General features: G+C 48.6%; 22 protein-coding genes. 14 read left to right on the top strand and 8 right to left on the bottom strand.

The genetic code is table 11. The features are described 5' to 3' along the window. Positions 1–30: 30 nt before the first annotated feature. The gene (locus tag ACN6MW_RS15345) at positions 31–930 is read right to left on the bottom strand and encodes a phosphodiester glycosidase family protein (protein ID WP_419876108.1); all 900 of its coding nucleotides are present in this window, start codon (positions 928–930) and stop codon (positions 31–33) included. Positions 931–1,227: 297 nt separating this feature from the next. Between ACN6MW_RS15345 and ACN6MW_RS15350 the strand changes: the two genes are divergently transcribed. Both ACN6MW_RS15350 and ACN6MW_RS15355 read left to right on the top strand, forming a co-directional pair. Further along, complete coding sequence (locus ACN6MW_RS15350) at positions 1,228–1,527, top strand: hypothetical protein (protein ID WP_419876109.1); 300 nt, start codon at positions 1,228–1,230, stop codon at positions 1,525–1,527. A 212-nt stretch (positions 1,528–1,739) separates the two neighbouring features. Then, the gene (locus ACN6MW_RS15355) at positions 1,740–2,129 is read left to right on the top strand and encodes a hypothetical protein (RefSeq protein WP_419876110.1); all 390 of its coding nucleotides are present in this window, start codon (positions 1,740–1,742) and stop codon (positions 2,127–2,129) included. Positions 2,130–2,241: 112 nt separating this feature from the next. On the opposite strand, the gene ACN6MW_RS15360 is transcribed toward ACN6MW_RS15355, so the two are convergent. Together ACN6MW_RS15360 and ACN6MW_RS15365 are read right to left on the bottom strand one after the other, a co-directional pair. Then, positions 2,242–2,502 (bottom strand): helix-turn-helix domain-containing protein, encoded by a 261-nt coding sequence (locus ACN6MW_RS15360; RefSeq protein WP_419876354.1) that lies wholly within the window; start codon positions 2,500–2,502, stop codon positions 2,242–2,244. A 119-nt stretch (positions 2,503–2,621) separates the two neighbouring features. Then, positions 2,622–2,861: a hypothetical protein gene (locus ACN6MW_RS15365; RefSeq protein WP_419876111.1), complete on the bottom strand. Its 240-nt coding sequence runs from the start codon at positions 2,859–2,861 to the stop codon at positions 2,622–2,624. Between the two features lie 365 nt (positions 2,862–3,226). On the opposite strand from ACN6MW_RS15365, the gene ACN6MW_RS15370 reads away from it, so the two are divergent. Both ACN6MW_RS15370 and ACN6MW_RS15375 read left to right on the top strand, forming a co-directional pair. After that, positions 3,227–3,397, top strand: coding sequence for a hypothetical protein (locus tag ACN6MW_RS15370; RefSeq protein ID WP_419876112.1), 171 nt, complete (start codon positions 3,227–3,229; stop codon positions 3,395–3,397). A 51-nt stretch (positions 3,398–3,448) separates the two neighbouring features. Continuing rightward, positions 3,449–3,757, top strand: coding sequence for a hypothetical protein (locus ACN6MW_RS15375; protein ID WP_419876113.1), 309 nt, complete (start codon positions 3,449–3,451; stop codon positions 3,755–3,757). Between the two features lie 333 nt (positions 3,758–4,090). On the opposite strand, the gene ACN6MW_RS15380 is transcribed toward ACN6MW_RS15375, so the two are convergent. Next, positions 4,091–4,486 (bottom strand): LysM peptidoglycan-binding domain-containing protein, encoded by a 396-nt coding sequence (locus tag ACN6MW_RS15380; RefSeq protein ID WP_364149972.1) that lies wholly within the window; start codon positions 4,484–4,486, stop codon positions 4,091–4,093. Positions 4,487–4,728: 242 nt separating this feature from the next. Between ACN6MW_RS15380 and ACN6MW_RS15385 the strand changes: the two genes are divergently transcribed. From ACN6MW_RS15385 to ACN6MW_RS15395, 3 genes are all read left to right on the top strand, one after another. After that, positions 4,729–5,715 (top strand): cation diffusion facilitator family transporter, encoded by a 987-nt coding sequence (locus ACN6MW_RS15385; RefSeq protein ID WP_419876114.1) that lies wholly within the window; start codon positions 4,729–4,731, stop codon positions 5,713–5,715. Between the two features lie 256 nt (positions 5,716–5,971). After that, positions 5,972–6,397 (top strand): MerR family transcriptional regulator, encoded by a 426-nt coding sequence (locus ACN6MW_RS15390; protein WP_419876115.1) that lies wholly within the window; start codon positions 5,972–5,974, stop codon positions 6,395–6,397. 10 nt (positions 6,398–6,407) lie between these two features. Then, positions 6,408–7,823, top strand: coding sequence for a DHA2 family efflux MFS transporter permease subunit (locus ACN6MW_RS15395; RefSeq protein ID WP_419876116.1), 1,416 nt, complete (start codon positions 6,408–6,410; stop codon positions 7,821–7,823). A 43-nt stretch (positions 7,824–7,866) separates the two neighbouring features. On the opposite strand, the gene ACN6MW_RS15400 is transcribed toward ACN6MW_RS15395, so the two are convergent. From ACN6MW_RS15400 to pyk, 3 genes are all read right to left on the bottom strand, one after another. After that, positions 7,867–8,241, bottom strand: coding sequence for a hypothetical protein (locus tag ACN6MW_RS15400; RefSeq protein ID WP_419876117.1), 375 nt, complete (start codon positions 8,239–8,241; stop codon positions 7,867–7,869). A 154-nt stretch (positions 8,242–8,395) separates the two neighbouring features. Continuing rightward, positions 8,396–8,692 (bottom strand): hypothetical protein, encoded by a 297-nt coding sequence (locus tag ACN6MW_RS15405; protein ID WP_308996156.1) that lies wholly within the window; start codon positions 8,690–8,692, stop codon positions 8,396–8,398. Positions 8,693–8,858: 166 nt separating this feature from the next. Beyond that, positions 8,859–10,274: a pyruvate kinase gene (gene pyk / locus ACN6MW_RS15410; protein WP_419876118.1), complete on the bottom strand. Its 1,416-nt coding sequence runs from the start codon at positions 10,272–10,274 to the stop codon at positions 8,859–8,861. Positions 10,275–10,379: 105 nt separating this feature from the next. On the opposite strand from pyk, the gene ACN6MW_RS15415 reads away from it, so the two are divergent. The 5 genes from ACN6MW_RS15415 (at position 10,380) to ACN6MW_RS15435 (ending at position 16,449) form a co-directional block, all read left to right on the top strand. Beyond that, positions 10,380–11,162 (top strand): AraC family transcriptional regulator, encoded by a 783-nt coding sequence (locus tag ACN6MW_RS15415; protein ID WP_419876119.1) that lies wholly within the window; start codon positions 10,380–10,382, stop codon positions 11,160–11,162. Positions 11,163–11,550: 388 nt separating this feature from the next. After that, positions 11,551–13,464 carry a threonine--tRNA ligase gene (gene thrS, locus ACN6MW_RS15420; RefSeq protein WP_419876120.1) on the top strand — a complete coding sequence of 638 codons (1,914 nt, stop codon included), beginning with the start codon at positions 11,551–11,553 and terminating at the stop codon, positions 13,462–13,464. Between the two features lie 390 nt (positions 13,465–13,854). Continuing rightward, the gene (locus tag ACN6MW_RS15425) at positions 13,855–14,679 is read left to right on the top strand and encodes a MetQ/NlpA family ABC transporter substrate-binding protein (protein WP_364149998.1); all 825 of its coding nucleotides are present in this window, start codon (positions 13,855–13,857) and stop codon (positions 14,677–14,679) included. 77 nt (positions 14,680–14,756) lie between these two features. Continuing rightward, complete coding sequence (locus ACN6MW_RS15430) at positions 14,757–15,785, top strand: methionine ABC transporter ATP-binding protein (RefSeq protein ID WP_419876121.1); 1,029 nt, start codon at positions 14,757–14,759, stop codon at positions 15,783–15,785. Further along, complete coding sequence (locus ACN6MW_RS15435; protein ID WP_419876122.1) at positions 15,775–16,449, top strand: methionine ABC transporter permease; 675 nt, start codon at positions 15,775–15,777, stop codon at positions 16,447–16,449. Before ACN6MW_RS15430 ends, ACN6MW_RS15435 begins: the two co-directional genes overlap by 11 nt. 43 nt (positions 16,450–16,492) lie before the next feature. Here ACN6MW_RS15435 and ACN6MW_RS15440 read toward each other — a convergent pair whose 3' ends face one another. Beyond that, the gene (locus ACN6MW_RS15440) at positions 16,493–17,977 is read right to left on the bottom strand and encodes a DHA2 family efflux MFS transporter permease subunit (protein ID WP_419876123.1); all 1,485 of its coding nucleotides are present in this window, start codon (positions 17,975–17,977) and stop codon (positions 16,493–16,495) included. A gap of 269 nt (positions 17,978–18,246) precedes the next feature. Between ACN6MW_RS15440 and ACN6MW_RS15445 the strand changes: the two genes are divergently transcribed. Both ACN6MW_RS15445 and ACN6MW_RS15450 read left to right on the top strand, forming a co-directional pair. Next, positions 18,247–19,170: a PLP-dependent cysteine synthase family protein gene (locus ACN6MW_RS15445; RefSeq protein WP_419876124.1), complete on the top strand. Its 924-nt coding sequence runs from the start codon at positions 18,247–18,249 to the stop codon at positions 19,168–19,170. Position 19,171: 1 nt separating this feature from the next. Next, positions 19,172–20,305 (top strand): bifunctional cystathionine gamma-lyase/homocysteine desulfhydrase, encoded by a 1,134-nt coding sequence (locus tag ACN6MW_RS15450; protein WP_419876355.1) that lies wholly within the window; start codon positions 19,172–19,174, stop codon positions 20,303–20,305. Positions 20,306–20,341 lie beyond the last annotated feature (36 nt).

Consider the following 20,341-nt stretch of genomic DNA (forward strand, 5'->3'; position numbering starts at 1 on the left):
AGCCTCCTTTGTAAAGGTTAAAAATACTTTTTATTCCGCGATGTAAAGGATGTCGCTGACACCACGCTCCTGCTGTTTGCCTTGCGGGTTGTTGACGACCCTGCCCATGAAGTACATGGTGGAGGAGCCGCCGCCATCGAGATTGTAAGCTTCGGTTGCGCCTAGATCTTTAAATACCTGGGCAAATTCGGATAAGGTCATCCCTTTGCTGTAATTTTCATTGCGTCCGTCAACGACGATGAACACGTAGTGATTAGGGGCAATCATCCCAATGCCTGTGCGGGGATTAGAGCCCTGAATGGAGCGATTCCCGAAATTCGTGTCGATGACGACCTTTTCGAAATCGTCGACGACGGTTCCGTCCTTCACGAGAATGGGACCAAAGGAATACGTCTGCGTTACGCCTTCCGCGAGCAGGTCCGAGGAGGAAAGCTGCTCTTCGTTATACGATTTCATGGTACCGTCAGAGAGAAGCGCTAAGGCGTCGCGAGTAGGCTCATCCCGGTATAACGTGCCGTTTCGGATTATGACCCCATCGTCGCGGAAGCCGTAATAATCACCATTGATAGCAAAAATGGCATTGTTTGCTGCCGCGATGGTCGACGTGTTTTCGGTTATATTTCGTCCGAATGCGTTTTTAGCCAAAGCAGATTGCAGCAGATTCGCTTGTTCCAGCTGAACATCTGCGACGTAATAAGTGATTTTATCGCTTCCAGTGCCCGTTTCCACTTTACTAATTTGAATCGTCGTATCCTCACTGCTGTAATTCCAATCATCCTGCTCCACTTGTTCGGTTTCGCTTGCGGAGTTATTTGCTGCAGCGACGGGTGTTTCTTCGGCAGTAATCTTTACTTCCACATGCTCGATGAGGTAACGGTCGGCAAGCGAGTACAGCACGCCGCCGATGAGTAGAAGCAGCAGGGTAAGCACCAGCCAGATTTTTTTCTTTTTCGTCAGATTTATAATGTTGATCAGCTCCTAAAAAGGGAATAATGAAGTGTGGGGCTCGTGCTAAGCCTCATTCGAATATTGCTATTGTCTTATCGTAACGTTAAGAAGATATGAAGCAGGACTGAACGTTTACTGAAAGCCTTGAAGCTAGGAAGAGGAGAGCGGAGGCGGACCTTTGCGCGAGCTGCTTTAAATAGGGGGAATAATTGCGCAGTTTATTGGAAAAATAGGCATGACAATGCCTCGTAAATATGCGTATATGAAAGGATAGTGCCGATGAATGCAAGAATGCAGCAACTAGAGGACAGGCTGGCCGACCAGCAGCACAAAGACTTGTTTCTTCAAACGAAGCATACGCTTCGGGCCATTGACGATCTAGCTGATCATCACAGGAGATTCCAGTCCATGCAGGCGATTAGCGGCGTCAAAATCGTAGGCGCGGAAGAGGCTGTGTTCTATGACACGTTGACGCAGGCAAAGGAAGAAATCGTAGCTACGCTGGAGAAGACGCTTAATGATCTTGAACACAAAGGCGATAAACATTACGATAAAAATTTTAATGACGGCGTGGAGTAGTCTGCACCTGTCCTAGCTTCAAAAAAGAAGAGAGCACCTTGAGGGGTGCTCTCTTTTTAATCGAACAGATGTTTTTCATTAATCATAACAAGCCAAAGCGAATAGAATAAGAACGGGATTATGCCTGACTTAAGCCGGCAACGAAACAAAGTAAGCGCTTTATGCGTTTATATAAACAAGAAGGTTTCTAGAAGAGAGAGGGGTTATCTGAGATGCGCTTAATTCCTGCAGAAAGAAGTGCCAACTGGTGGCTTTTGGCCGGAGCGTCCTCGTTGTTATTCAGCGTTTTGCTATGGATTATTCGTTTTCTTGTACTTGGTCAGCCGTTCACCGGCATGCAGGCTTTCCGTTTTATGGTGCTTGCTATCGTATTATCCTTTTTATTTAGTTTTATGGGCTGGTTAGGGGCGAAAAAGCTATGGCTGCTTTCAAACCTCGGGACGGTTATCGGTTTTCTGTTGATGGCTATTTATTCGCAGGATGTGACAGGCTGGGAGGATTTAGCCAGCTTCGTTATCTTTCTAGAAGCAGTGGCGGTAGGCTTTATTTTAGGCTTAATAGTTGAAGGAGTTTTCCTCGTTATGAGGCTGGCAAAAAAATAAAAACAATCGTTTGAAGGCACAGCGCGGGGGAAAGAGAGGCCGTTGAATAAACGGACGTTAGCAGGATGGCGGTCTTCGGACCGCCGCCGATATACTAATTTGTACAGGATGTTCAGTGTTTCTTCTGGTATTCCACCGGCGTCATGCCGGTATGCTCTTTGAAGACGCGGCAAAAATATTTCGAATCCGCATAGCCGACCCGCGCGCTAATCTCGAAGGCTTTTAGCTCGCCGGAGAGCAGCAGCTCCTTGGCCCGGGCGACTCTTGCTTCCTTCAAATGCGCCGTGAAGGTTTTGCCGGTCTCCCGGTTGACTAGGGTGCTTAAATATTCCGGCGTAATATTGAGGGCTGCCGCTGCTTCCTCAAGCGAAATCCCTTGGGAATAACGCTCATCCGCTGCCGTCCACGAGCACGTTGTAGCTGCGAATGTTTGGCAACGTCAACCGGCTGATGGGTGTGTACGTTTTGTTGATCTTTTGCGCGGCCATAATACTATGATCGATTTGGGTGCTTTGCCGAAAAGGCTTCGGTCATTTTTTCGAATGCTTCAACCTTCGGTTTCTCAATCATGAAATACATGACGTTCAGTGTGACATCCTTCGCTGCGTCTTCTGCTGCGTTCTTGCTGCCGCTGCTTTCGTTTGTCTTTTCCTCATTGTTGGCGGAACCGCATGCGGACAAAATACCGAATGCGAGCATAAGCGCCAAAGCAGTAACCAACCATTTTTTCATAGGACCCCTCCTGGGTGAGCTTTATCATTACCAGCCACTCGGCCGGCGATTGGAACAGTTCAATCATATCCAATTGAAAGCGCTTTATAAATTCTAATTATTTAAAATAGGGTGGACAGATTTCAACTTAAATTTTAAATAGCATGACGAAGGGTAGCAGAGTGGCTGGGGATACACACATTTTACAGAGATGGCGGCACTTAATCTACCGTAAAGCCTGATTTAAGAGGCTTGTCTTGATCGAAATCGCTAAGTTGAAAAGATAGAAGGATGGCATTCGACTTGCTCCTCAGGAGTGGGTACACACAATAAATAAAAGCGGCAGGATTACTTTATGCGTCGCTAACGAAAGGGGAATAGGCCTAATGCTAGAAATCGCAGCTAAAATAGACGCCCGTGACCAAGGTGACGAGGGTGAATTTTATGATAATATAGATAAATCCAATGAACGACACGACTCTTGGCTTATCGCACACCAATTAGACCTTTTGAACCTTAATAAACGCACCATTGTTGAGGCTAACGGGTGGCTATAGTTCAACACCGCGGAAAAGCTTTCGGCAAAATTACAATATGGAGGCAATGAAATGAGTCAACGCTATCGAATTACAAGAACATTACAGGAAAATGGAGATTCGGCCCAAACCATATCTTTGGAAGAGTGCAAACGATATTTCGCATCCAAACCTGATTTTTCCTATACATCAGTTTTTACGGTGACAGGCTCAACCAGCATGTCCATTGAGGGAGATTTCTTCATGTGGAGCTATGGTGATGCGAAGATCCCTTTCCGTTATTATCAGGGAGATGTTTACGTTTCCGGCACAAATGAAGCTGTGATTCCCAAGATGTTTGAGGTTGCGAGCGAATTAGAGGCGGATGTGTTGGAAGGGTAAATTTTTTCTTTCCTTGTACGAGATGTCCTGGTTGAAGGGATAAACAAATGAGGCTCCCCGCATTCCAATACAAAGAGTTACCAAACTCTAGAATAACAATTAATGGAAGGCAGCGGAGGAGTGATCATCGCGGGATACATAATGGAATTAAGAAAATTAGTCGGCAAATCTCCCATCATCATGGCCGGCGCATGCTTCCTATGAACTGACAATGGTTTATGGGGACATTTAAATAACTAAAAACTTAGGTGGAAAAAAACCGGCAGTCCAAGACATGATTTTCATGTCCCGGACTGCCGATTCTTTTTTATTGGATCCGTTAAAAAATGCTTATTAATACGGCGATGGCTGCCCAGGGTATCTAGGCGCTTCTACTTCATTTTCCATGTATGTTTTGTGGCAGTACATATGGGAGATACGCGGAATATAGACGGTGGAACCAGGCTGCATTTGTTGCGGATTTATGTGTGGGTTAGCCTCCTCAAGAATAGGGAGAGGCATGTTATACATATGAGCGACCTTTTCCATGGTATCTCCTGCTTGGGTTTGGTGCTGGGCATAATACATGTCGTTACGGTCTCCTTCGCCATCCTCGCGAAAAAAAGGAAAAAAGAACGGGGAAAAGAAGAAAAACGGGAATAAAAAGCGCCGTGGAAAAAATGGATGAGGGATCGGTCGGAAAGGCCGGCGGAATCCAGGTCCGCCCTGGGGAATAAATGCACGATTCATTAATAAACCTCCAATGGTGTATGGTCATTTGACTATATAAATTATGAACGGAAGAAAAAAGGGTGCCTATTGCTTATAAATTTAGGCTTGTTCGGCGATACCGAAAAGTTATTGATGCAGGGCTAGAAGTTTAAAAAACCAAGCACGGAAAGAAGAAAAAGCCTATTTTAGATGCATGAAGTGAATCAAAGTTGGTTAATGGTGGTAAGGTATCAATAAAAACTGTACCTCAGGAGGAGCACATGGAGTCTAAACTAGAGCGACAAGGTCTAATGGCACTAATCAAGAAGGGTAATAAATCTTCCGCAATTGCAATGATAGGCAACGCGATTATTGCGGCTATCAAAGCATTCGCAGCAGCGTTCAGCGGCAGCGGCGCTATGTTCGCTTCTGCCATGCATTCATTTGCGGATGCAATCAATCAGGGGTTCGTTTTTGTAGGAAGCATTCTCTCCGAGAAGAGACCTACGCCGCGGTTTCCAACCGGATTTGGCCGTGTTATCAATATTTTTTGCATGATTGCCGTCATCGTCGTTACCATTATGGCTTATGAAACCATACATGAAGGCTGGCATTTATTTCGCCATCCCGTTGAAAATGAAGGCATTTGGCTTAATATTGCTGTATTAATCGTGAACTTGGTCGTGGACGGTTTTATTTTAATAAAAGCGATGAAGGAAATTTTGCATGAAGCAAAAGTCGAAGCGCATGGGTTTCAGCTTTTTCCGACAGCTTTTAAAAACGTAGGCCGTTCAGCGCCGGCCACACGATTGGTCTTTTATGAGGATATCGTAGCCGTTACGGGTGCGCTCCTAGCGATGATTGCCGTCATCGTTGTCTCTTTAACTGCATTCGATCAGATGGATGGCGTCGTAACGATGCTGATTGGGCTGTTAATGGTTGGTGTCGCTTTCCGGGTGGGATACGACAACATGATCGGTCTTATCGGCGTTTCCGCTCCGAAGGAGATCGAAGATAAGGTATCCCGAATTATTTTCTCCGAGCCGCTCGTTACGGATATTTACCAGATGCGTATTTTGCAAGAAGGGCGTTATTATCATGTAGAAGCGTTGCTGGAGCTAAAGGCGGGATTATCGCTTGCAGATGCAGATGACATTAAATTCAAAATGCGAGACACGCTTCTCAGGGACACGAATATTACGGATGCTATTCTAGGCATTATCGAGGATGACGGGGTAAAAAGCTGGGTTCCTGTAGATAAGCGCTAGCAAAAAAACCGCCAAAGTTTTTGGCGGTTTTTTTGGAGGGATTTTTACCTAAAAGAGCGAAATAGAAGGCTCCTCATATGTTTCATGCGTCTCGTACATGAAATTTCGTAAAGTGGTAAAACTACGATCCGTATAAATGTCCGTTGTTGGAAGAGGGCAGGATAAGCTATCCTTTTTCCAATCGCAAAAGTTAACGTTGACGTTAACTGTCACTAAGAGTATGCTTATTTTATTAGATCCACGGAGGTGCGGCGAATTGCATTTGCTTAAAATTGAAGAGGTAGCGAATCGTACGGGCTTAACCAAACGAGCCATACGCTACTATGAGGATATCGGCCTGATTTCTGCGCCTGAAAGAACGCAGGGCAACATACGGCTGTATTCGGAGGACGATATTGCGAAGATTAATAAAATAATATTGGCGAAAGAGGTGCTTGGCTTCTCGCTTGCCGAGCTGCAGCAGTATATGGAGTTTCAGACGGCGATCGAGCAGCAAAAGAGCGAATACCATACGACAGAGGACCTTGAAGCGCGCAAATCAAAGCTTGTCGATATGGCTAAGATTTTGCAGAAGGAAAAAGAGATGATCGACACGAAAATCTCGCGCATGGAGCAATTCAAGGAAGAGCTGACCGGATATGAGATTCGTATAAAGAAGGCCCTCGACAAACTACAGGATTAGGAGCGTAAAAGTGGATACCTCGCAAAAAGCAGCAACAGCGTCATTTTGGACCGTTATGGTTGCCGTGTTTTTCGGTAATTTTATGGCCTCGTTGAGTACAACTACGATCAATGTGGCATTGCCTATTTTTATGGATGATTTTCACGCCAGCTTGAATACCGTGCAGTGGATGTTATCGGGCTTCATGATGGCTACGGGCATTATTGCCCCGATTATTGGTTTTATGGGAGACAAATGGAGCTACAAAAGGCTTTATGTCTTTGCTCTGGCCGGCTTTACTTTAACTTCCGTGCTCTGTACCTTTGCTTGGAGCATCGAATCGCTTATCGTGTTCCGTATACTCCAAGGCTTCTTCAGCGGTATTATTATGCCGACTACAATGACGATTATCTATCAAACGATCGATAAATCGAGGCAAGCCGTCGCTGTAAGCTTTTGGAGCGTATCAGCTATGCTAGCTCCGGCGCTTGGTCCGACCATCGGCGGTTGGCTTGCTGAAATTTTCGGTTGGAAATCCTTGTTCCTCTTGAATGTTCCCATTGGTATTATCGCGGTAATTGTAGCCGCCAAATTTATTCCTAACTACCGTTTAAGCAGCGGGATTAAACTCGACTGGATCGGCTTCGGCGCGGTTCTCGTGGGGACCAGCGCGTTATTGGTTGCTTTTAGCGAAGCGCATAGCTGGGGCTGGGCAGGCTGGCAGACGCTAGGCATGATTGCGGCGGGCATCGTTGTTCTCGCGTATTTTGTAAGAAGGACGCTGCGGGTCAGCAATCCCTTGCTCAATTTGCGCGTACTGAAAATTCCGCGGTTTACGTACGGCTTGATCGTAAACTGCTGCATCACGATATCCCTTTATGCCGGCACGCTGCTGGTTCCAATTTTCATGCAAAATATTAAAGGGGAGTCGAGCTTCGCAACCGGTCTCGTCATGCTGCCCGGCACGCTGGCGATGGTGCTGGTTTCGCTTGCGGCAGGCAGGCTTTATGGCAAAATTGGCCCTTCGCGCTTAATCTTTATCGGACTGATTCTTATGGGAGCAGCGACATGGGAGCTTAGTCATGCGAACGTTGCCACGAGCGCTTTATTTATCACGGTATGGGTCGCGATTCGTTACATGGGTATCGGCTTTAGCAATATGCCGGTGACGAATGCGGCGATGTCCGCGGTTCCGAGCGTGAACTCGGGCCATGCGTCGGCGGTGATGAATTGGATTAGGCAAGGAACCTCGGCGCTGTCGATCAGCTTGTTCAGCTCGATCCTATCGGCGCAGACGATTGCCCATTTGGCGGAGGGGAATGTGTCCCAGACGGCTGCATTGTCATTTAGCATACAGGATGTCTTTCATGTGGGGACAATGATTATCATCGTTTCTTTACCGCTCACCTTGCTGCTTCGCAAACCGAAAGCAGTTGCGACGCCATAAAAAAGAGCGCCCATGAGGGCGCTCTTTCTGTCTGTAATCACGATTAAAATACCTGTGCGCCTTCAAGGGCTACCTTGATCTTTCCGTTCATTTCCAGTACCTTCACCTTTACTTTGCGGCCCGGCTGATACTGAGGGATATTGACCATGAAAATGACGGTCTTAATGATGGTGCGATAGGGCTCCGCATGCTCTCTGGGAATCGTAAGGCCTATAAAAACCTCGGGATGACCGTTAATTTCGGTGTTGGTTTGCCGAATAGAGCTTACGGTCGCATCAAAAGGTACACCGTTCTTTAAAATATGTTTGATTTCCCGATTATCCTGGAACGACTGCCGAATAACGATGAAGGCGAGCAGGAAAAGAGGCAAGGAAATAAGAATAACAACCACTAATGTGATGCTCTCGCCTGTACTCACGCAAATCACCAACTTTCATGGAACATAATGACATTCGCCATGCTGCATTTACATATTATTAATTCTATGGAAAGCATAGCATAGTGAATCCATTAAGAAAATATTTCCAAGGTCTTATTCGCGAATAGGTACTTTAGCAGCTGTTATTGCCCAATTAAAGGAATGGCGTTCTTTTTACGAAGCTTTGAGCCAGGTGGTCGGCATGTAAATCCTTGTCGTTTTTTTTGTATTTTTCAAGCACGTCAATGATGTAATCGTTATTCGGATCGTTGGAGCGGAAAATAAATTGTTCAGGATTCTCGATATGTACATCATGCCCGCACTGCTTCAGGCATGCCTCATAATCCTGAAGGGTAGGCTGCGTATTCTCTTCCAGATAGATCAGGCCGGTCAGCAGCCTCGTTTCCGTGCCGTGAATAATTTTGAAATGAACCGTATGTTCCTTTTTCATTGCAATTCCTCCCGTACTTCCAGATGAATGATTGTTATTATTATAATATGTGCCAAAAGCGATGCGAAAGCATGCCTATTGTGAAAGCTTCTTGAAGATCCGGCAAAATCGAACAAAAGCTGCACCGTCATCGGACGGTGCAGCTTTTATGATTTTCCGTATATTTTTAAACCACCGTCACCTTGATCAGGTTGGTTGCGCCGGCTTGGCCGATCGGTACGCCAGCGGAAAGTACGATAATGTCGCCTGTGTCGATAAGTCCTGTCAGCTTCGCATTGCGCGTAGCGGATTCGAACATTTCATCGGTAGTGGTAACGGCATCGCCCTTCACCGGAATAACGCCGGAGAGCAAGCAAATTTTCGGCAGCACATGATCATGCTGGGTAATCGCGATAATCGGAGCTTTCGGACGGTATTTGGATACCATGCGCGCCGTAAAGCCGCTTTCCGTCGACGTAAGAATCGCTCGGGCATTAAGCTCAAGCGAGGAGCTCACAACGCCTTGGCTGATCACCTCGGTAATGTTTGTGCTTTGCTGCGCTCTTCTTTTATCGAACTGCTCTTTGTAATCGATCATGGATTCGGCTTTTTTCGCGATAGAAGCCATGGTCTGTACGGATGCGATCGGATATTTACCGGCTGCAGTCTCGCCGGAGAGCATGACCACGTCTGCTCCTTGGATCACTGCGTTGGCTACGTCACTCACTTCTGCTCTCGTTGGACGCGGGTTAACCTGCATCGACTCCAGCATATGGGTCGCAACGATAACCGGCTTGCCTACTAGATTGCATTTATTGATCATTTCACGCTGCATCATCGGTACATCCTCAATCGGCACCTCTACGCCAAGATCGCCGCGCGCGACCATGATGCCGTCGGACGCTTCGATAATCGCATCGAGATTGAGCATGCCCTCTTCATTTTCGATTTTGGAGATGATTTGTACATGGCTCGCGTTGGCTTCTTCCAGGATGTTGCGGATTTCCAAAATATCTTCCGCTTTGCGCACGAAGGAAGCGGCAATGATCTCCACATTATGCTTAATGCCGAAATGGATGTGCACGACATCGCGTTCCGTTACGCCTGGCAGCGTCGTTTTGATGCCCGGCAGATTAACGCCTTTGCGCGGCTTCAGCGTACCGCCGCTGATGATTTTACAACGGATATCGGCTCCGTCTACGGACAGCACCGTAAGATCGACGAGTCCATCGTCGATAAGGATACGGTCGCCTGGTTTTACGACCAAAGGAAGCTCTTTATAGTTAACAGGCAGACGGGATGCATCGCCCAGCACATCTTCTGTAGTCAGAATAAGCTCCTCGCCGATCACAAGCTCGCAGGAAGCTTCCTTCAGCTTGCCGATCCGCACCTCTGGGCCTTTAATGTCCATCATAATCGGCACGAAAGTGTTTAGCTCGCGCGCAGCCTGCCGTATATTATTCATTCGCATGACGTGATCTTCTAATTCGCCGTGAGCCATATTCAGTCTACCAACGGTCATTCCTGCCTGGATCATTTCTTTTATCGTCGAAACGGAGTCGCAAGCGGGACCCATTGTACAAATAATTTTTGTTTTTAGCATGTTGTAGGCCTCCTCGTTTTTTTCATTGTAACGCGGAAGGTCGAAACGTGATGAGAACTATAGTACAATAGATGTACAATAGTACAGCGTTAAGGGGCGTTCATTATGCTGGCAATTTTGGATGTGCATCAGGACAACGGGGCGGGTTGGTACGAGGAGGGAGAGGGGCGAAAGTTCACCTTTCATCTTTTGCTGGTCACCTATGGGAAATGTGTATATTGGGTGAACGAGGAGAAGGTCATTTTGGAAAAAGGCGATATGCTCCTCATACCGGGCCATGTCCCGTACTATGGCAAAAGCATTCCCACGGTCGTGCACACAAAGTACGTGATCAACTTTAGAAAAACCGCAGCAGAGTGCGGACTTCCGCTTCTGCAGCTGCAAGAGCCGCTGCGGCGGAGGCTGGGCTGCTTTGAGGTCATACAGGAGCGGCTTCGGGCGATTTTGACGCAATATAAGGAGCGGCCTGCCTATTACGAATTAATGGCGGAAGCGCTGCTGACGGAGGCTTTGATTTTCATCAATCAAGAGTCGGACCGAGGGATCATTTCCTCCGAGAAGCACCGGCGGGTGGACAGCATGAAGCAGTATATTTCGACGCATTACCGCGAGAAGGTGACGAAGGAGGAGCTTGGCGATGTCATTAACACGACGCCTAATTACGCGGCAACGCTGTTTAAAGCCGTCACCAATCAAACCATCAGCGAATATGTTCATAATCAACGGATGAAAACGGCGGTTTATATGCTGACGGAATCGCAGCTGATGATCAGTGAGATCGCCGACTATTTGGGCTACAATGACGTTTCATATTTTTATCGCATTTTTAAACGCAGTACGGGCAGCTCGCCTTCGGATTTTTTGCATGAGCGTTCTTCAACGGTTTAAAGCGGGGATTGGCTGCGGTTGACTAATTAACGAGTTCGATTTACAATTTACCCAGAAATAGGCTTTGACCAAAGACATGGTTATCAATACGGGCTGTCCAGAGAGAGAGGCGATTGCTGAGAGCCTCCCCAGTAACCGATTGTATAATTACCCCTTTGCAGCCGTGCTGTTGAACCCGCAGTTTGATTATGCGGTTGTAAATCGTACCGTCTCATCCCCGTTACCGGATGCTCAATAAGGATCTTGCATGAGCTAAATGTCTGGCGGTCAGCCAGCAGCATAGAGCAGCAGATCGAATGAGGGTGGAACCACGAGCTGAACGCACTCGTCCCTTGGCGGGAGAGATGTGTTTTTTTTGCGTTCAATCCATTCGATCGGAGGCTGCATAATGAGTATTGCATTAACATTACCAGATGGAACAGTGAAGGAGTATCCGCAGGGCACGACCATGGAGCAAATCGCGCAATCGCTCAGCATCGGCCTCAGCAAAAAGGCTGTCGCAGGCAAATGGAATGGTAAGCTCGTCGGTTTGCACGAGGCGATTCAAGCAAACGGCGAGGTGGAGATCGTGACGCTTGACGGAGCAGACGGGCTGGAAATTTACAGGCATAGTACAGCCCATGTCATGGCACAAGCCATGAAGCGGATTTACGGGAATAAGGCAGTAAAGCTGGGAATCGGCCCGGTCATCGATGACGGCTTCTATTATGACATCGATATCGAAAAGCCGTTATCCCTAGACGATCTTGCCAGCATTGAAGCGGAAATGAGCCGAATCATTCAAGAAGACCTGCCGATTCGGCGCCGCGAAGTGAGCCGCGAGGAAGCGGCTGCGTTTTTTGCGCAGCAGGAAGAGCCGCTCAAGCTGGAGTTGATCCGCGATCTGCCGGAGGATGCGGTCCTCACGCTCTATGAGCAAGGGGAGTTTGTTGATCTTTGCCGAGGTCCGCATTTACCGTCCACTGGGCGCATCAAGGCGTTTAAGCTGCAAAATGTTGCTGGGGCTTATTGGCGCGGGAATTCCGACAATAAAATGCTGCAGCGGATATACGGCACGTCTTTTCCGAAGAAAACGCAGCTGGAGGAGCATCTTCATCTGCTCGAGGAAGCGAAGAAACGCGACCACCGCAAGCTCGGCAAAGAGCTAGGACTCTTCATGTTCTCTGAGGAAGCGCCAGGCATGCCGTTCTATCTGCCTAACGGCATGACTGTCCGCACGGAGCTGGAGAATCTGATCCGCGAGCTTCAGCGGCAGCGGGATTACGAGGAAGTACGCACGCCCTTCATGATGAACAGGCGGTTATGGGAGCAATCCGGACACTGGGACCACTATAAGGACAACATGTATTTCACGGATGTTGACGATACGCCTTATGCGCTCAAACCGATGAACTGTCCGGGGCATATGCTTATTTTCAAAAACAGCCTGCATTCCTACAGGGAGCTGCCGATTCGCATGTCGGAATTCGGCCAGGTGCACCGGCATGAGTATTCGGGGGCGCTGAACGGGATGATGCGTGTCCGTACATTCTGCCAGGACGATGCTCATATTTTTGTCAGACCGGATCAAATCGAAGAGGAGATCAGCCGGGCCATCGCGCTGATTGACCATATTTATAACGTTTTTGGCTTCGAGTTCAAAATCGAGCTGTCGACAAGGCCGGAGGATTCCATGGGCTCGGAGGAGCTTTGGCAAGAAGCGGAGCAATCGCTCCGCAGCGTGCTGGACAGCCGCAATATTCAATATCGCGTGAATGAGGGCGACGGCGCTTTTTATGGTCCGAAAATCGACTTTCACATTCTCGACGCCCTCAAGCGAAGCTGGCAATGCGGGACGATTCAGCTGGACTTTCAAATGCCGGAGAAGTTTGATTTGTCCTACATCGGCGAGGACAATCAGAAGCATCGACCCGTCGTCATCCACCGCGCGGTTTACGGATCGATTGACCGCTTTATCGGGATTTTGACGGAGCATTTCTCGGGTGCGTTTCCGCTCTGGCTGGCTCCAATCCAGGTGAAGCTGCTGCCTGTGTCGGAGAAGTATATCGACTATGCTTTACAGGTAAAGCAAGAGCTGGCCGAAGCGGGCATTCGCACGCAGGTCGATGGGCGGAATGAGAAGCTGGGCTATAAGATTCGCGAAGCCGGATTGGAGAAGGTCCCTTACATGCTGGTGCTTGGCGAGAACGAGAAAAATACGGGCACGGCCGCCGTCCGGAAAAGGGGCGGGGGAGACCTTGGTTCGGAAGCCATCCGTGAAATCATACGGCGGTTAAAGGAAGAGATTTCGATAAAGTCATAAGCAAATAATAAGAAGAGGGCTATGTTCATTTTCATCATGACATAGCCTTTCTTAAAATATAAGAAAGTATAAATTTCATCCTTATACTATGCTTATATTTCAACGCGAAACGAGCTTTTGCCGCAATGACGGCGTCAGCCGTTTACGCTTGTGGCCTGGTCATTCATGGAAGCGTTAGTATTCTAATTACATAAATACGTTGACAGAATGCCGAAATTTAATCTATAGTAATTTCATCGGAATTATATACTATTGAGCTGATTAGACGACTAAAAGCTCTTATTTTACGGAACGGCGGCGCAGGAGGCCGTTTTCTGTAAAGTAAGGGCTTTTCTTTGTTCTTAGCCGTTCATGAGCTGTAAAAAAACCATCAAGCAGGAGGAAATGAAAATGAAGCAAAAATTCGTGTTGATTGTTCTGACACTGGTATTATCGGCCGCGCTTGCGGCATGCAGCAGCAAACCAGCTTCCACTGAAGCAGAAGGAGACGGAGAGAAGGCGAAGCTGAAGGTAGGAATATCGGCGGGCGTTGAGGAGGAGATCTGGAAGCAAGTGCAGGAGGTCGCGGCAAAGGATGGCCTTGAAATCGAGCTGGTCGTATTCAACGACTATGTGCAGCCCAATAAGGTGCTGGCTGAAGGCGAGTTAGACGCCAACGCGTTCCAGCATGAGCCCTATCTCGATCAATTCAAGAAGGATAACAATCTTGATATTGTAAAGATCGCCAATACGCTTAATTTTCCGATCGGCTTCTATTCCGAGAAAATCAAAGAAGTTTCCGAAATTAAGGAAGGCGACGTTATCGGTTTGCCTAATGATCCGACGAATGGCGCCAGAGCATTAATTCTGTTCGAAAATGCGGGCCTCATCAAGCTGAAGGAAGGCGTGGGCATCAAAGCGACCGTACGTGATATCGCGGAAAATAAACTCAATTTGAAATTCGAGGAGCTCGACGCGGCGTTTATTCCGAAAGCGCTTGGCGATTTAACCGCAGCGGTCATTAACACCAATTATGCGGTGGAAGCAGGCTTCGTGCCGACAAAGGATGCCATTTTTATCGAGCCTAAGGATTCTCCTTGGGTTAACATTATCGCGGTAAGAACAGAAGACAAGGATAAACCAGTGTTTCAACGGCTGATTAAGGCGTATCATTCCGATCAGGTTAAGAAATTCGTGGAGGAAAAATACGGTACTTATATTGTTGCATCTTGGTAGGTAGCTGGATAATAGCTTAGGTCTCTTCTTAGATGAAGGGACCTTTTTAACATTTTAGCAGAGGCGGCGGTTATAGAGTGATCTGGATCGAAAACGTAAGCAAAACGTATCAACAGGGCAAGAATGAAGTCCATGCGGTAAAAGACGCTAATCTTCATATCCGCAAAGGTGAAATATTCGGTATTATCGGCTACAGCGGCGCTGGTAAGAGCTCGCTGCTGCGGTGCATCAACTATTTGGAGCGGCCTTCTGCAGGTACGGTAAGGGTGAACGGAACGGAGCTGGCAGCGCTGAACGAGCAGCAGCTTCGAATGATGCGGCGTAAAATCGGCATGATTTTTCAGAACTTCAATTTGCTGATGTCGAGTACCGTTTATCAAAATATTGCATCGCCGCTCGTGCTGGCAGGTCTTCCAAAAAAACAAATCGAAACGAAAGTAAATGAGTTATTGTCGCTCGTCGGCCTTGAGGAGAAGAGAGGGGCGTTTCCCGCTCAATTGTCGGGAGGCCAGAAGCAGCGCGTGGCTATTGCAAGAGCGCTTGCCAATGAACCGGAAATTTTATTATGCGATGAGGCAACATCGGCGCTTGATCCGCAAACGACCGATTCGATATTGAACCTGCTGCTCGACATTCACCGTGCCTATGGGATTACGATCGTGCTCATTACCCATGAGATGAATGTGGTGAAAAAAATCTGTGATCGGGTCGCCGTGATGGAGGATGGCGTCATTGTGGAGCAAGGAACCATTTTGGAGCTGTTTACAAATCCGCGCACGGATACGACGAGAAATTTTACAAAAAGCGTGTTTGATATCGATTTGCCGCCGGAACTGCTTGAAAGAGGGGGTCTCCAAGCTGGCGAAGGGCAGCTGCTTCGCATTTCATTCGTCGGGGAAACGGTAAGCGAGCCGATTCTAGCGGACTTAACGCTGCGCTATCAGCTGCGGCCAAGTATTCTGTACGGTAATATTACAAAAATAAAAGACACCGTGTTTGGCTTCCTCATTATCAGCCTGCCTGGCAATACAAGGGTCATCCAGCAAGGAATTGCGTATATGATTCAAAACGGCATGCAGGTGGAGGTGCTTGATCATGCTGGATAGCTTCTTAGACAGCTTAATTGAAAATCGCGTGCTTTATACGGAGGCTCTGGGAGAAACGGCAGCCATGGTAGGCTGGTCATTGCTCTTCTCGACCTTAATCGGATTATTTCTCGGCATCTGCTTAGTCGTGCTGCGCCCAAACCATATCTACGCCAGCCTTACGCTGTACCATTTGCTCAACACGGTCATAAATATCCTTCGCTCCGTCCCTTTTATTATTATATTAATTGCTATTATTCCGATTACGAAATGGATTGTTCATACGACAATCGGGGTAAAAGGAGCTATCGTGCCGCTTGTATTCTATACGGCGCCTTATATTGCGAGACTGATTGAATCGGCCTTGCTCGAAGTGAATCCCGGTGTCATTGAGGCTTTTCAAGCGATGGGCGCATCAAGGCGGCAAATCGTTTGGAAGGTCATTCTGAAGGAGGCGAGACCAGGCATCGTGCTCAGTCTGACCATTGCGACAATCGGCTTGATTGGAGCGACTGCGATGGCAGGTGTAATGGGGGCCGGCGGTCTCGGGGATGTGGCCATCCGATACGGGTACCAGCGCTGGGAGCCCGATGTCATGTACGTATGCGTTATTATTCTTATTTTACTCGTGCAGCTGATGCAATCCATCGGGAATTGGGTTTCAAAAAAACTGCGAAAGCATTAAACAGACGCATATCGGCATCAAAAGAGACTGTTCCGACAGGAATTTATCCTTCTGTCGGGACAGTCTTTTTGAGTTTGGCCGGGTCAGCTTCCTTAGAGCCTGCTTGCCGTTTGCGCAGCAGGAAGGCGAGCGGCAGCGCGGTTAAAATGCACACACAGGAGATGAAGAAGGCATCATTGATGCTCATTGTATAAGCCTTTGGAAAAACCTCCTCCCCTTCACCGATGCGGCCTTGATGAACGGCAAGCCTTGCATAAAACAAGGAGGTAAACAAGCCTAAAGCCATCGAACTAAAAATTTGTCTGAGCCAATTAATGAGCGCAGAGGCATGGCCGCTCAGCTCTTTGGGGATTGCCATCATTCCCGCATTGGTAACGGGAGTTAGGGCCAGGCCGGTTCCGGTATTGCGGATCGCGATGATGACCATAATCGTCAGCAGGCTTGTGCTGAGCTGCAAACGGCTGAACAGATAGGTTGTGGCAATGAGAATAACGCAGCCCGCAATAGCGAGCGCAGCGGGACCAAGCTTATTGTAATAGCGCCCCGAGAAGAAGGTTGCGCAGGTCAGGCATGCGGCCCCCGGCAAAAACAAAAGAGCGATATGGAACGAGCTAAGGGCATGAATTTCCGCTAAGTAAAGAGGGATGAAATAAATACCCGAATACAGCGCAACGGAAAGAATGAGCGAGATGACCAGGCTTACCGCAAACGTTGGATTGCGGAATAGACGCAGCTGCAGCAAGGGCGAATCCGCGCGGAGCTGATGGATAACGAACAGAGCCGCGCAGGCAAGGCCTGTGACCAGGCATATCCAAAAAACGGCGGAATGCCAGCCCCATGCGTAAATGTTTCCAAACGACAGCAATAGCGAAAGGCTGCCTGCAGCGGCCAGCACAAGCCCCGTGCGGTCCAACCTGGTATTCTTATTGACTGGACTGGATGGAAGGATTCGAATACCGATAATGAAAGCCAGCATCCCGATCGGTACGGTTACAAGAAAGATCCAATGCCAATCATAGCCCTGCAGCCAGCCGCTTACGGAAGGAGCCAGCGCCGTTCCGAGTATGGTTGAAAACGACCAGATACTCACTGCCATCGGCTGCTTTTCAGCTGGGACGGTCCGATAAATAAAGGCTAAGGATACCGGCTGGATGAGTCCGCAGAACAAGCCCTGCAAAATGCGAAAAGCAATGAGCGCATAAATATTCCAAGACAGCGCGCAAAGCAAGGAAGTGATTGTAATCCCAAGCAGGCACGATAAAAAAACCTTTTTTCCGCCGAAACGATTTTCCGCATAGCCGGCGGCAGGAGCGATAACGCCGCATGCAAGTGAAAATCCGGTTACGATCCACTGCACCCTCCCAAGATCGGTATGAAAAATACCCATAAAACCCGGCAAGGATACGTTAAGCGAAACAACATGGTACATGCCTACAAAAGAACCGAAAAAGAGGGTCGCTAGAGCGGGCCAGAATGAAGATTTAGCAAAAAAGGGCTTATTTAATTTCTCGGCCAGTCCGGCTAACAAGCTTACGCCTCCTTTGAATGTTAATGGAATACCCGTTTCAATAACCATAAAAAGGCATAAAGGCATTATAACATAGAGGAATAATTGGTTATTATCGAATATTTGTATTAAACGATCAAACATTTTTAATAGTAGAGACGTATGCCCATAACGAGGGAATAATCACGGAACAACGAAACACATGCCGAAGCAGCTTCATATGATGAAGGGGATAGATCCATATACCGACTGGCATGAGAAGAGATGGAATGTCTTAGGAGGGACTGCGGATGGCTGTGTATAAAAATATTCATGAGCTGATTGGCAATACGCCCTTGGTGGAGCTTACGGGTTATACCCTTCCGCAAGGCGTAAAGCTTTACGCCAAGCTAGAGTACAAAAATCCGGGCGGGAGCGTCAAGGACCGGCTCGGCATTGAGCTGTTGAATCACGCGTTCGCGACCGGGCAGCTCGCGCCTGGAGGCACCATTATAGAGGCTACGGCCGGCAATACAGGAATTGGACTCGCCCTTGCGGCAATCGGACGCGGCATTTCCGCCATATTTGTCGTGCCTAGCAAGTTTAGCACCGAGAAGCAGCAGCTCATGCGGGCACTCGGCGCGCAAATCGTAAATACGCCAACGGAGCTGGGGATAACCGGCGCGGTACAGAAGGCGGAAGAGCTATTGAAGGAAATACCGGGCTCCTACTCGCCTAGGCAATTTTCAAATGAGGCTAACCCGGTAACCTATTATAAAACGCTGGGACCGGAGCTATGGCATGAATTGAATGGCGCCATTGACGTATTTGTGGCCGGCGCAGGCTCTGGCGGTACCTTTATGGGAACGGCGCAATACTTGAAGGAGAAAAATCCGGCTGTAAAAACGGTTATTGTCGAGCCGGAGGGCTCCATACTCGGCGGCGGGATGCCAGGCCCCCATCGCACGGAAGGCATTGGCGTGGAGAAGCTGGCGCCATTTATGGATTGCTCGTATTTTGATGCCATCCACACCATATCGGATGACCATGCTTTTGCAAGGGTGAAGGAGCTGGCGCAGCTGGAAGGCATGCTTGTCGGCAGTTCATCGGGCGCTGCGCTGCATGCGGCTTTGCTGGAGGCGGAGCTTGCCGCGCCGGGCAGCCGGATCGTGACCATATTCCCGGATGGCAGCGAACGGTATTTAAGCAAACAGATTTATAGCGGGGGTGCTTAAGCTGAGGCGAAAAACAAAGCTTATCCATGGAGGCATTCCATTTGATCCGCATACGGGTGCGGTCAGCGTTCCGATTTATCAGGTCAGCACCTATAAGCAGGACGATATCGGCGTACACAAAGGCTACGAATACTCCAGGACCGGTAATCCGACGCGCCATGCACTGGAGCAGTATATTGCCGATTTGGAGGAAGGTGCAAGAGGTTTTGCATTCAGCTCGGGGATGGCTGCCATCCATGCCGTATTTTCGTTGCTGAGCGCAGGCGACCATATTATTTTGACCGACGACGTATACGGGGGAACGTACCGAATCGTTACGAAGGTGCTGAACCGGCTCGGCATTGAAGCAACCTTTGCAGATACGACGAGCCTGGAGGAAACGGAAAAGGCACTCCGGCCCAATACCAAAGCGCTGTTTGTAGAAACACCGACGAATCCGCTGCTTAAGGTTACGGATATCGAGGCGGCGGCCGCATGGGCCAAAAGCAAGCAGCTGCTCTTTATCGTAGATAATACGTTCAGCACGCCCTATTGGCAGACGCCGCTTGCGCTCGGCGCGGATATCGTACTCCATTCGGCGACGAAATACATTGGCGGACACAGCGACGTGGTTGCTGGCCTGGCCGTCGTAAAAAACGATAAGCTGGGCGAGGAACTGCATTTTGTGCAAAATGCGGTCGGCGGTGTGCTGGCTCCGCAGGATTCCTGGCTGCTCATCCGCGGCTTAAAGACGCTGGGTCTGCGAATGGAAGCCCATGAGGAAAATGCGCGGGCGATCGTCGCTTATTTATCGGGGCAACCGGCCATTCAGAGCATTCATTATCCCGGCTTGCCGAACCACCCGCAGCATGAACTGGCCAAACGGCAGGCAAGAGGATTCGGGGGCATTATTTCGTTTGATGTGGGGAGCGGGGAGAAGGCATCCGAGGTCATTGGCAAACTGAAATATTTCACGCTTGCGGAAAGCCTGGGCGCCGTAGAAAGCCTGATTTCCGTTCCCGCGCGAATGACGCATGCTTCGATCCCTAAAGAAAGGCGAGCATTACTCGGTATTACTGATGGACTAATCCGTATTTCGGTAGGTATTGAGGATAGCGAGGACCTGCTTGAGGACTTGGAGCAGAGCTTGAATTAGCACCGCATACCCGAATTGCCCCCATCAAGTTAAGAT

The sequence above is a fragment of the Pristimantibacillus sp. PTI5 genome, assembly GCF_048572955.1.
Lineage (GTDB): Bacteria > Bacillota > Bacilli > Paenibacillales > Paenibacillaceae > Pristimantibacillus.